Origin of the sequence: Streptomyces amritsarensis, from assembly GCF_001953875.1 — a bacterium.
GTDB lineage: Bacteria > Actinomycetota > Actinomycetes > Streptomycetales > Streptomycetaceae > Streptomyces > Streptomyces amritsarensis.
On record NZ_MQUR01000026.1, the window covers coordinates 16,055 to 28,500 of the forward strand.

General features: G+C 72.0%; 8 protein-coding genes. 5 read left to right on the forward strand and 3 right to left on the reverse strand.

Annotation, left to right across the window (positions count from 1 at the left end):
* Nucleotides 1-10: 10 nt before the first annotated feature.
* Both AVW11_RS13965 and AVW11_RS13970 read left to right on the forward strand, forming a co-directional pair.
* Nucleotides 11-454, forward strand: a complete 444-nt coding sequence (locus AVW11_RS13965; RefSeq protein ID WP_076044117.1) for a DUF2267 domain-containing protein — start codon at nucleotides 11-13, stop codon at nucleotides 452-454.
* 838 nt (nucleotides 455-1,292) lie between these two features.
* A complete protein-coding gene (locus tag AVW11_RS13970; protein WP_060177093.1) occupies nucleotides 1,293-1,634 on the forward strand; it encodes a MerR family transcriptional regulator in 342 nt (113 codons plus the stop codon).
* A gap of 90 nt (nucleotides 1,635-1,724) precedes the next feature.
* Here AVW11_RS13970 and AVW11_RS35805 read toward each other — a convergent pair whose 3' ends face one another.
* A complete protein-coding gene (locus AVW11_RS35805) occupies nucleotides 1,725-3,905 on the reverse strand; it encodes a S66 family peptidase (protein ID WP_143568839.1) in 2,181 nt (726 codons plus the stop codon).
* Nucleotides 3,906-4,367: 462 nt separating this feature from the next.
* On the opposite strand from AVW11_RS35805, the gene alaS reads away from it, so the two are divergent.
* Nucleotides 4,368-6,998, forward strand: a complete 2,631-nt coding sequence (gene alaS / locus AVW11_RS13980) for an alanine--tRNA ligase (protein WP_060177095.1) — start codon at nucleotides 4,368-4,370, stop codon at nucleotides 6,996-6,998.
* Nucleotides 6,999-7,268: 270 nt separating this feature from the next.
* Here the strand turns inward: alaS and AVW11_RS13985 are convergent, their stop codons facing one another.
* Both AVW11_RS13985 and AVW11_RS13990 read right to left on the reverse strand, forming a co-directional pair.
* Nucleotides 7,269-8,480 (reverse strand): cytochrome P450, encoded by a 1,212-nt coding sequence (locus AVW11_RS13985; protein WP_076044118.1) that lies wholly within the window; start codon nucleotides 8,478-8,480, stop codon nucleotides 7,269-7,271.
* A gap of 31 nt (nucleotides 8,481-8,511) precedes the next feature.
* Nucleotides 8,512-9,354 carry a class I SAM-dependent methyltransferase gene (locus tag AVW11_RS13990; RefSeq protein ID WP_030838916.1) on the reverse strand — a complete coding sequence of 281 codons (843 nt, stop codon included), beginning with the start codon at nucleotides 9,352-9,354 and terminating at the stop codon, nucleotides 8,512-8,514.
* 526 nt (nucleotides 9,355-9,880) lie between these two features.
* On the opposite strand from AVW11_RS13990, the gene AVW11_RS13995 reads away from it, so the two are divergent.
* Complete coding sequence (locus tag AVW11_RS13995; RefSeq protein WP_078094727.1) at nucleotides 9,881-10,900, forward strand: amino acid--tRNA ligase-related protein; 1,020 nt, start codon at nucleotides 9,881-9,883, stop codon at nucleotides 10,898-10,900.
* On the forward strand, nucleotides 10,897-12,438 hold the full coding sequence (locus AVW11_RS14000) for a phosphopantetheine-binding protein (RefSeq protein WP_158076135.1): 1,542 nt from the start codon (nucleotides 10,897-10,899) through the stop codon (nucleotides 12,436-12,438). Before AVW11_RS13995 ends, AVW11_RS14000 begins: the two co-directional genes overlap by 4 nt.
* The last annotated feature ends 8 nt before the right edge of the window (nucleotides 12,439-12,446 follow it).

Here is a 12,446-nt window from a genome sequence, read left to right on the forward strand (position 1 = left end):
CCGCACCGCCATGTACGACCAGCCTCGAACGAACCCGACCCTCGCGGCCATGACGTTCGACCAGATGCTGGAACGCGTGCGCTACGAAGGCGTCCACCCCACCCGCGAACGCGCCGAGGAAGCCGTCCGCGCCATCCTGGCCGCCCTCGGCCGACAGATCACCGGAGACGAACGCGTCGACCTCGCCCAGTGCCTGCCCGTCGAGGCCGCCCTCATCCTGACCGCCCAGATCCCCGACACCGAACCACTCACCGGATGGGGCTTCGTCAAGGACCTCGCCAGCCGAACCGGCACCACCCCTGCCATCGCCCGCTGGGACACCGGCGCCGTACTCGCCGTCGTCGCCCGACTCGCCGGACCCGACCTCCTCGCCCGGATCCTCCACCAGCTGCCCGGCGGCTACGCACTGCTCTTCGGCCAGGCAGAGCTGCGCCAGCCCCAGCACGCCGCCTGATCCCGCCCCACCCCGCGCCAGGATCCGCAAGGTCCGACCGCCGGGGCGGGCGCGGCGGCCGGCTGCCGGAAGCCCTGCTCCCAGGGTGTGCGTTCGACCCCGATTACCTGCTCGTCGAACAAGCAAAAATCTATCGTGGCCGCAGTAGACATTCGCTCGCGGTGTGGTTATGGTTTCTCTCGTAGCCGAGATCGAGCAAGGCCCGGAGAGACGAACTGCCGGGCAGCAGTACACGCAGTACGCAGGGCGGTGCGGTGGTGGAGTCCCGAAGCCAAAAGGTGTTGCAGGACGGCGACGGGGCTGACGACCGGACCGGGCGGCCCGCAGTGATCAGGGGCTGCCACGAGCAGTACCGCAGTTCACGCAGCGGCAGTTCAGTAGGTGCAGTTCGCGGTACCTCGGTAAAGGCGTCGGCTGCGGGCGCGCGTACCGGGAAGTTCGGCAGTGGGGTTCTGAGCCAGAGCAGATGCAGGATGGGCGACGGGGCTGGCTGCCGGAGAGTGGCGCTACCGCAGGCCACTGAGCAGTTCGCATCACCAGCAGTACGCAGTAACCCGTTTGGCAAGTGATCAGTTCAGAGGGAAGAACGGAGGAGTTGACCGCCATCAGGATCGCCCGGGTCGAAGGCTGAGCCCGGGTACCGCAGGACATCGATAGTGAGGTGGTCTCCGGTCAAGCAACCGCGATCCCCGCGTCCCCGGCCGAATGCAGGCCAGGCCCGCGGAAACAGAACGCCGACGCAGTACCAGGGTCGGCAGATGGTGTAGCAGTTCCTTCGGGGCCCTGGTGCCGTTACGGCACCAGGGCCCCTCCACGCGTTCCACAGGGAGAGGTGCAAATGACAGCACACGAATCGTTCGACGATCGTCTGGACGACGACGACTACCCCGCCTACACCATGGGCCGGGCGGCAGCCATGCTGGGCACCACCCAGAGCTTCCTGCGCGCCATCGGAGAAGCCCGCCTCATCACCCCGCTCCGCTCGGAGGGCGGGCACCGCCGATACTCCCGCTACCAGCTGCGCATCGCCGCCCGCGCGCGGGAGCTCGTCGACCAGGGGACCCCCATCGAGGCCGCCTGCCGCATCGTGATCCTCGAAGACCAGCTCGCGGAAGCCCAGCGCATCAACGCCGAATACCGCCGCACCGCCGAAACACCCCGTCCGCCGACCGCCGTGTGACGGCTGCGCCCGCCGATACATCCAGCCGTACGAAACCCCTCCTCGGCCCCGACCACGCCGCTGCCGTCATCCGTGTGCGGCAGCCGCGGATCAGCGGACGGAGGGTTCCAAGAGGGTGAGAGTGGTGTTGTCGAGCTCGACCGGGACGCCGGTGGGGAGGGTCAGGACCGGGTCGGTGTGGCCGAACTCGAACTCGGTGACGATGGGGAACGCCGTCCCGTGGCACACGTCGAGCACGATGCGCTCCAGCTGTTCCCGCTGGGCGTCGGACCACCCGCGCGGCCGGCCCAGGACGAGGCCCTCGACGCCGTCGAGCAGGCCCGCGTGGCGCAGCTGCCACAGGTCGCGGGCCGCCTGCCCCGGCCCGTAGCCGTTGTCGTCGGTGAACTCGAAGGCGAGGACGTGGCCCCGGTAGTCCGGCAGCCAGGGCGTGCCCAGCAGTTGGAGCGCGCTCGGGACGCATCCGGCGAGCAGGGGTCCCTGGGCCAGGCCCGGGCGCAGCGCCTTGCGCGGGAGCGCGGGGACGGCGCGGCGCGGGCGGCTGTCGTCGGCCCAGTCGACGAACTCCTCGATCACCTCGGACGCGGTCGGGAAGCGTCCCGTCCAGCCCCGCATGGTCAGCTCCGCGAAGGAGTCCATGGTGAGCTCGGGGGTGCCGCCGTTCTCGGCGAACTGGGAGAGCAGCGCCGGGCCGTAGAAGGTGGTGGCGCCGGTCCTGGCGTACAGGGCGTGGTGCAGCACCGTCGCGTCCGAGTAGCCGCACAGCACCTTGGGTCGGGCCCCGAACGCCTCGTAGTCGATCAGGGGCAGTAGTTCGGAGGCGGTCAGTCCGCCGATCATCCACAGGATCGCCCGGGTTGCCGGGTCCTGTACGGCGCGGTTGAACTCCTCCGCCCGCCCCGCACGGGACTCCGGGCAGAGCCCCGGCTTCACGGACGAGATCGACACCCTCAGGCCGGTCCGGGCCGTGAGGTCGGCGGCGCCGCGCGCCGCCCGTTGCGGGAAGACCTCGCCGCCCCGCCAGGAGGGGGAGACCACGGTCACCCCGTCCCCCGCCTTCAGCCGCGGCGGACGCAGCCGGGTCTGCCTCAGCCGGTGGGCCTGCCCCTCGGAGACGCCGTAGGTGGAGCGGAGTTCCGCGTCGGTGGTGCCGGGGTTGCGGTCCAGCATGAAGAGGGCGGCACGCAGGTTGTCGGCCATCGCGGCCTCCCTGCGCCGCCGTTCGGCGGTCAGTACGTCGAACAGCTGCCGGGTGGCGCCGAAGCGGGCCAGCAGCCGCTCGCCGCCTTCCACGCCGAGCGTGCCGTCGAGCAGGTCCAGCAGGCGCAGGACGAACTTGCGCACCACCGAACCGGGCCCCTTGCCGGAGAGCCGGGCACCGTCCTCGACCAGCATGGTGACGGCGCGGAAGAGGTTCACCGCGTCGGCGGCGGCATCGTCGGCCAGGCCGGCCCCGGTGGCCATGGCGACCCGGTCGGCGATCTCCGGCAGGGAGAAGGCGTTCGGGCCGTAGGGGATGGCGGCGGTGACCTCCGTGCCGAACCCGACCTCGGCGTAGCGGCGTTCGCCGTTGTGCACGACGATCAGGTTCGACAGCGGCTGCCAGCGCGGGCAGCGGCAGTCGGGCCGGCACTGCGGTTCGCAGCCCACGTCCGGGCGCCGGTAGTAGTAGGTGATGCCGCGTCCGGTGAGCGGGCTGTCGCTGCCGTACGTCCAGCGCGTACCGACGGTGGAGTCGGGCAGGACGTGCAGGACGCCGCCGTGGAGGGCCGCCGCGCGGCCGACGGAGTCCTGGAGGTCGGTGTCCCGGGAGTCGATGAGGATGTGCAGCCGGTCCACCGGGGGGTGGCCGAGCGCGGCGAGGGTCGCCAGGTGGGTGTCCTCGGCGATCCGGTCGAGGTCGTCGGGGCCCTCGACGTCGGCGAGCAGGCCGACCATGCCGAAGGCGAACAGCCAGGGGTGCTCGCCGTGCGCCCGGAAGCACGGCTGGTAGTGGCAGATGGATCCGATGCGGCCGCCACGGGCCAGGGCCTGCTTGTGCGGGGTGATGGTCGCGTTGACGAACGTCACCGACGAATCGGCTTCGGTGAGCCGGGCCGCAGGGGTCAGCTCGTATCCGCGCTCCGTGAGGGCGTCCAGGAACGCGGTCGCCACGCCCCGGGTCGCCGGGCTCCCGCCCACGGACGACGCCGTGGCGAACATCCGCTGCCGAATGGCCTGTTGCGTCTGCGACGGTGTCGTCAGCGTCGGATGAGGGGCGACGTCAATCATCTTCGTCTTCCTTGGTCGGTGGTCCACCCTGAAGAGAGCGCTTGCCGCCGGCGCCCGCCGCCCGGGGACTCGGAGCACGGGCCGGGATCGGTCGTCCCCCGGCCGTTCCAGCATTCGCCAGCGGGAACGCGGCTGACAGCACTGCGCTGTGGCACCTACTCCCCTGGCAGCTTGGTGCCCGGAGCACGACCGTCCGCAGTAGGCGGATAAGTCGCATATAACCGGGCATTTCACCGCCGGGCTTGTGCCATCATGAGCCGCGCGGGCACGGCGGTCCGCCGCCCGGTGTCCGGGGACTCGGCATCGGCGGGGACGTCCCGGCGGCCCCTGCGCGGAACTCGTCGTATCCACCTGGGCCCGGTATGTCGCCAGGGCCTGCACGGCGCCGACTTCCACAGCGCGCCCCGAGCCCTGCCTGCCTCACACCCGTACGCACCATTCCCCAGGAATCAGGCACTCCATATGATCCGTACATTCACCAGCGACGAGATACGGGACACGTTCCTGGAATTCTTCGTCGAGAAGAACCACACCAGGATCGACTCGGCATCGGTCATTCCCGTGAACGACCCGTCCCTGCTCTTCGTCAATGCCGGCATGGCGCCGCTCAAACGCTATTTCCTCGGCGAGGTGCTGCCGCCCGCGCCCGACCTCTGCAATGTCCAGCCGTGCGTGCGGACCAACGACATCACCGATGTCGGCGACCGCCACCACCTGACGTTCTTCGAAATGCTCGGCAGCTGGTCCATCGACAACTACTTCAAGGAACGCGCCGTCGAGCTGGCCTTCGAGCTGCTCACCGAGCGTTTCGGATTCCCCGCGGACAAGCTGTACGTCACCGTCTACCAGGGCGACCCGGCCCTCGGCCTGCCGCCGGACGACGTCTCGGCCGCCGCCTGGGAGCGGGTCGGCATCGCCCGCGACCACATCGTCTACCTCGGCGAGGACAACTTCTGGTCCACCGGGGACACCGGTCCCTGCGGCCCCTGCACCGAGGTGTTCTACGACACCGGGGCCGAGCACGGTGAGGAGTACCGCCCGGGCGGGGAGTTCGACACGACGAGCCGGTACATCGAGATCTGGAACGCCGGCGTCTTCATGGAGTTCGACAAGCGGCCGGACGGCCGCTTCGAGCGCCTGCGCTTCCCCAGCGTGGACACCGGGTCCGGGCTGGAGCGCATGGCGATGGTGCTCCAGGGACACGGCTCGGCCTACGAGACCGACCTGTTCGCCCCGATCGTCCGGGCCGTCCGGGAGGGCCTGGGCGGCGCCTCGGCCTCCGAGCGCGACGTGCGGATCATCTCCGACCACATCCGCTCCTCGACCTTCATGCTGAGCGAGGGCGTCGTGCCCTCCAACGACGGCCGCGGCTACATCCCCCGGCGCCTGCTGCGCAAGGCGATCGCCGTGGCGACCCGCAGCGGCTTCCAGGACATCGACGTGCCCGAGCTGGCGGACGTCGCCATCGACCGGCTGAAGGGCGCCTACCCCCAGCTGGGCCGCAACCGGGACCGCACCCTGGAGCTGCTCGGCCGGGAGCAGCGGGACTTCGGGCGGGTCGTCCGACGCGGCCTGGACCAGCTGTCCGGGCTGGCCACCGGCCCCGGCTTCCGGATCTCCGGCGAGGAGGCGTTCAACCTGTACGCCACCCAGGGCATGCCGGTGGACCTCATCCGCGACTTCGCCGCCGAACAGGGCGGTTCGGTGGACGAGGCGCGCTTCACGGAGCTGTTCTCGGCCCACCGCGAGCTGTCGCGGGGCAGCGCGGGCAAGAGCGACGCCGGTGCCCCCAAGGGCGCCGTGCGGACCCTCGCACCCGCGTTCACCGCGGCCGTCGGCTCGGCCACCACGGAGTTCCTCGGCTACGAACGGCTGGACTCCGAGGCCCGGGTCCTCGCCGTGGCCGGCCCGGACGGCCCGGACGGCCCCGCCGACAGCCTGGCCGAGGGTGAGCAGGGCCTGGTGGTCGTCGACCGCACGCCCTTCTACCCGGAGGGCGGCGGCCAGGTCGGCGACACCGGCACGCTCACCGGCCCGCAGCTGTCCGCCGAGGTGACGGACACCCGCCGGATCGACGGCCACCACGTGCACCTCGTCCAGGTCACGAAGGGCGTGCTGCGGGCCGGCGACACCCTGGAACTGGCCGTGGACGCGCCGCGCCGCCGGGCCACGATGCGCAACCACTCCGCGACCCACCTGCTGCACGCGGCACTGCGCGAGGTGCTCGGCGACCAGGTGCGGCAGGCGGGCTCCCTCGTCGCACCCGACCGGCTCCGGTTCGACTTCGAGCACCCCCAGGCCCTCACCGAGGAGGAGACCGATCAGGTCGAACGCCTGGTCAACGCCCGGGTACTGGTGAACGCGGGCCGCGACGTACAGGTGAAGCCGTACCAGGACGCGGTGCGCGACGGGGCGATCGCCTTCTTCGGCGACAAGTACGGCGAAGACGTCCGCGTGGTCTCGTTCGGGGACGTCAGCAGCGAGCTCTGCGGCGGGACGCACGTGAACGGCACGGCCGAGATCGGCCTCTTCCGGATCGTCGGCGAGGGCAGTGTGGGGGCCGGGGTACGCCGGATCGAGGCGCTCACCGGTGAGGCCGCGCTCGCCCACACCCTGGACCGCGACCGGACCCTCAAGCAGGTCGCGGGCCGGCTGCGGGTGTCGGTGGAGCAGCTGCCCGCGCGGATCGAGGCGCTCACCGCCAAGGAGCACAGGCCCGCCCGGCAGAACCTGGTCAGCGCGCAGTCCCTGGCCGCCGAGGTCCGCGAACCGGTGCCCGGCCGGCGCTACGTCCTGCTCGTCGATCCGCCCCTGGAACCCAAGCAGATGGCCGACGAGGCCGGCCGGCTCGGCGCGGAGCTGAACGCCGCCGTGCTGTTCCTGCTGCCGGACGGCGCGGGTGCCCTGCGCATCGGCGTGGGGGTGCCGTCCGACGGGCCGGGCACGGCCAAGGAGCTGCTGGAACGGGTGCTGGCGGTGACCGGCGGCCGGGGCGGCGGCAGCGCCCGCTTCGCCCAGGGCGGCAACATCACCGTCCCCCTGGCCGAGGCCGCGGCGGCCGTCCACACGGTGCTGGAGGGCGCCGCCGCATGACGCACGGCCCGTAGCGCCGGCCGGCCTACGGGCGGCCGGGGCACGGCGCACAGGCGCACGGCGCACAGGGGCCCTCCCACCCCCGGGCGCGGGTGGGAGGGCCCCTGGTCGTCTGCGGCGGCCGGTGCGACAACGCCGGCCGCCGCCCCCGCACCCCTACGGAGGCCGCACACGCGTGAGCGAGGGTCCCGGGCGGGCCGCCGATGACGACGGCGGTCCACCCGCAACCCTCGCTCACGCTCACACCGGCCGAGGTGGTGCGGACACAGGTCAGAGCCCCACGGCGACCCGCTGCCACACGGTCCGGCAGAACGCGGCGGACCGGTCGGCCGCGATCGGGCCGACGGGCCGCCCCGCGGTCCACTCGGCGAACGCCGCGATGGCCTCGGTGAGGGTCGCCCGGGCGATGCCGGCGCCCAGGCAGAAGTGGTGGCCGGCCCCGAAGGACAGGTGCGGGCGGTCCCAATCCCCCTCCGCCGGGATCCGGAAGCGGTCCGGGTCCGCGAACACGGCGGGGTCCCGGTTGGCCGCGGCCACCACGAGGGCCACCCGCTCGCCGGGCCGGATGGTCGCCCCGGCCACCTCGATCGGCTCGGTGGCGGTGCGCGGCACGAAGTGGAACGGGGCGTCGTACCGGAGCGCCTCCTCGGCCACCTGGCCCGCGTCGAGACTGCCCCGGTGCAGCCGGTCGAGTACGTCACCGGCCTCGTCCAGCAGGCTGACCAGCGCGGAGCCCAGGCTCGCCGCGACGGGCTCGATGCCGCCGGTGAGCAGTTGGGCGTACAGGGCGGCGCCCTGGTGCGGGTCGAGGTCGAGGAAGGCCCGGATCTGCGGGGGCCCCTGCCCGGCCCGGGCCATGGGCAGGATCACCGTTCTCAGGTAGTCCTGGAGTTCGAGGATCGCCGCGCGGGAGGCGGGCGCCCGGTCCGGGTCGCACTGGGGGACGCCGATGAAATCGATGATGTCGCAGGACCAGGACAGGACCGACTCGCGGTGCTCGTCGTCGATGCCGAGCAGTCGGCAGGTCACCGACACGGCGAGCGGGTGGACGAACCGTCCCAGCAGGTCGGTCTCCCGGGGATCGCAGCCGGCCAGCAGCTCCCGCGCCTCCCGCGCGATCCACTCGCGCAGGGGGCCGACGCCGGCGGGCCGGTATCCCGGACCGGCCGCGGACCGTACCCGCGTGTGGGCGGGGGGATCGGTGAACATGGGCCAGGAGTCGAAGAAGTCCACCACGTCCTGGATGCCGGCACGGGCGGCCGCGTCGAGGTCCCCGAAGAAGCCCGACCCGATCCGGGCCGACAGCCTGGTGTCCCGGAGCAGGGCGTTGACCTCGCGGTAGCTGGTGACGTACCAGCACTCGGTCTCGGCGTCCCACCACGCCGGCGCCTGCTCGCGCAGACGCCGGTAGTGGGGGTGGGGGGAACGGGCGAACTCCTCCGACAACAGCGACGGCGACTGCGCCGGCAGTGTTGCGTGCATGATCAGTCCAGCTCGTCTCGGTGTCGGGCCGTCACGCCGGGCGGCGGCTGACGACGAAGAGGTTGTTGCCGCGCGGGGCGATGCCCGGGGTGGTGCGCAGCGCGTTCTCCATCTCGAAGATCCGCTCGACGTTGTCGCCGGCCAGGATGTCCACCAGCTTCTCGGTGGAGCCGTGCAGCTGGGTCTCCTGGTAGCCCGGGTAGATCAGGTTCGGGAAGCCGGAGACCACGGCCAGCTCCAGGCCTGCGTCCGCGTGCATCTTCTCGATGCGCTCAAGGTCGAACAGGTGCATGTCGGGCATCTGGGTGGTGAAGCGGCCGCGCCGGCCGAGGGCCTTCTCGGCCTCGTCCAGGTTGCCCACGCTGATGTTGAAGAAGGCGGTGTGCCAGACGCTCGGCAGGAACGACACGAGCAGGCCGCCCGGGTTGAGCAGACCGGCGATGTCGGCGATGACCTGCTCGGGGTCGGCGACGAAGCCGAGCACGTTGTGGAAGTTGAAGGCGAGGTCGAAGGTCTGGCCGGCCAGGGTCTCGGAGACGTCGGCCAGGTCGCCGCGGACGAAGGAGACGCGGTCGGCGAAGCCGCGGCGCCGGGCCTTCTCCTCGGCGACGGCCAGCATCTCGGCGGTCAGGTCGAAGGACGTGCCGCGGCTGGTCGGCGCCTGCTCGGCGAAGAAGGTGGTCCAGCGGCCGGTGCCGCAGCCGGCGTCGAGGAAGCGGAAGCCCTCGGGGAGCTTCGCGAGCACCTCGTCCTTCAGCGCCGCGGCCAGCAGCCGGTCGGACAGCATCCAGTACGGCTGCAGGTCGACGTCGTCGTAGGCCTCGGCCTTCACGGAGAAGTAGTCCTGGACGTCGGCGAGCAGGTTCTCGGTCATGAAAGGGATCTCCTCAGAACGTGGTGCGTTGCGTGATGCGTCGCGTTGCGTGGTGCGGTGCGTGACGCGTTGCGTGGTGCGGTGCGTGGTGCGGTGCGGTCCGTTGCTCCGGCACTGCCCACCGCGTGACACGGAGGGGCGCAATTCCCGGGACGGCACGGCAAAAGAACGGCCGGGCGGCACGGGATACGGAGTACGCACGGAATATCGGCGAATGGGCCGCCGAAGGGGCCATGCCGAAGGATGATGACGTGAATGTATCCCCGGAGATGCGCGGCAATCAACGACGGATTGTTCTCCGGGCAGGCACCAAGCTGCCACGAACATAGCTGCCAACCACATCACTTGGCCCGCCGCCACCGCTGCCGACATATTGGTCGGCGGGGGAATCATCCTGTCTCGATCAACGGGACCGTCCGTGACATCTGCGCGCGGCTCTTCTCCCGATCAGTACGTATGCCAAGACGGCTCCGGAGCGCCCACGAGATCCTCCGGCGGCCGGTCTGCCACCGAACAGGAAGAAAACATGAGCCTCAAGAACGAGTTCTCCCACGGCGGATGGCGTCCCTCGGCGGACCGGTTCCTCGAGATCGTGGACCAGCCGCTGTACCGGACCCTGGTCGACCTCCAGGACCTCGTGACCACCCGGACGACGTCCTTCTGGAGCGAGCGCGGCGTCAAGTCCGTGCACCTGCCGATCACCACGAACAGCATCTCCAGCCCGATGGGCCTGGGCAGCGACTCCCTCCCGGTGGAGATCGACCTGTTCGGCGAGCGCACCTTCCTCGCCGACTCGATGCAGTTCATGCTGGAGTACGGCTGCCGCCTCAGCCGCAACGGCGCCTGGTACCTGATGCCGAGCTTCCGGGGCGAGGACGCCGACGAGTCCCACCTGAACCAGTTCTTCCACAGCGAGGCCGAGCTGCCGGGCGGCCTGGAGAACTGCATGGACGTCGTCGACGCGTACGTGCGCTCGCTGGCCGCCGGCGTGATGGAGAACCTGTCCGAGGAGATCCGCGAACTGGCGGGATCCACCGCGCACATCGAGCAGATGCTCGCCATGGACGCCTTCCCCCGCCTGACCTTCGACGAGGCCGTGGCCCACCTGGGCGACGACCCGTACGCGGTCGAGCAGCACGACGGCTGGCGGACCCTGACCCGGCACGGCGAGCGGCGCCTGATGCAGGAGATCAGCCCGGTGCTGTGGGTCACCCACTTCGACCACCTGTCGGTGCCCTTCTACCAGGCGTACGGCGACGCGGAGCAGCGGACCGCGCTCAACGGCGACCTGCTGTTCGGCATCGGCGAGACGGTCGGCTGCGGCGAGCGCCACGTGGACGGTGCCCAGACCCGCGCCGCCCTGGCCCATCACAACGTTCCGGAGGAGTCCTACGACTGGTACGTGCGGATGAAGCAGGGCACGCCGATGCACACCTCGGGCTTCGGGCTCGGCGTCGAGCGCTGGCTCATGTGGGTGCTCAACCACAAGGACATCCGCGAGCTCCAGCTCGCTCCCCGCCTCAACGGCGTGGCGCTCACCCCGTGACCCGACCGCCTTCCTGGAGCGTGCCCGAACTCACCGCCAGGATCGCGGAATCGGCCTTCGAGGTGCTGGAGGTCCCGATCGGGTACGACACCGACCTGGCGGAGGCCGGACTCGAACCGAGTGCGGCGATCCGCCTGGCCGCCTGCGTGCAGGAGGAGTTCGGTGTCCGCATTCCCGTCGCGGACATCTACGCCGGACGCACGCCCGGCCGCATCGCGGCCGGGCTCCGCCGGCCGGGAGCGGCCGGCGGGGCCCCCGGCCCGTACCTCCCTCGCGGGGGAGCGGAGGCCGGGCGGTCCGGCGACGTCGTGTCCCTGACCTATACGGGCACCGGGGACCTCGGGATCGACCCGGGCCGCCTGACCACGGCGCTACGGGCGGTGGCCGCCCGGCAGCCCGCCCTGCGCACCCTGCCCGCCGGGGCGGGGGACGACGCCCGCCGATCCGCGGTCCTGCCGGACTGGGACCGGCTGGGCGTCGACGTCGTACCCGTGCCGGATGCCGGCTGGGAGGCCCTCCAGCAGGCCCGCGACCTCGCCGCGGCGGGGTCCCGGGAAGGGCTCGACACCGTCCGCGGCCCACTGCTGCGCTGCGTCCTCTACACCTGGAACGGCGGGCGCCTGCTGGCGGTCCACGTGCACCGCAGTGCGCTCGACACATGGTCGCTGGGCGTCTTCGAACGCGAGCTGGAGAGCGCCTACTCGGCCGCCCGTCCATCGGACCCCGAAGGGTCCGGGCGGGCGGCTTCTGCCGTGCTCCGGCCCGCGCCGGACGCCGAGGCCCCGCCCGTGGTGGCCGAGTGGCACCGGCGGCTGGCCGCGCTGCCCCCGATCGCCTGGCCGACCGGGGCTCCGGCCGGCGGCGACCCGGCCGCCGGCGGCGAACCCGGGGCGGGCGGTGCGGCCGGCGGTGGCACGGCCGGCGGCGACGTGGCCGAGTGGGCCGTACCGGTCGACGGCGCTCTGCTGGGTCGGCTCCGTGCGGCGACCCGCACCCTGGGCGTGTCCCTGACCTCGCTGGTGCTCACCGCCTACGCACGCGGGCTGGCGGTGTTCACCGGGCAGCCGGAGTTCCGCATCGGCCTGGTCGTGTCGGGCCGGGTGGAGCCGTGGCCCGAACCCGTACTCGGCCGCCGGGTGCTCACGCTCCTCGTACCGTTGCGTGCCGTACCGGGTGAGCCGCTCGTCTCCCTGGCACGCGCCTGCGACCGGGAGCTGCTGTTCTCGGCCGACCACTGGTGGTACGGGGGAAAGCCCGAGCCCCCGCTCCAGGCGACCCTGCGGGTGGAGCCGGGCGAGCCGGCCCGGGCCCTGCGTCTGGGGGCTTCGCTGCTGGCGCCGGTGCGGCTGCCCGGCGGTGCCCCCTCGACCGACCTCACCGCCGAGCTCCTGCGATCCGACCGGCCCGGCGGCACACGGCAGTTGCTGTTCACCTCGGACCCTGCCCGGATCGGGGTGGCGGGCCTGCGGCGACTGGCCGGTGCCGTGCACGCCGCGCTCGTGGAGCTGGCCGTGGAGGCCGGCGCCGCCGAGGTGTGAGACGACGG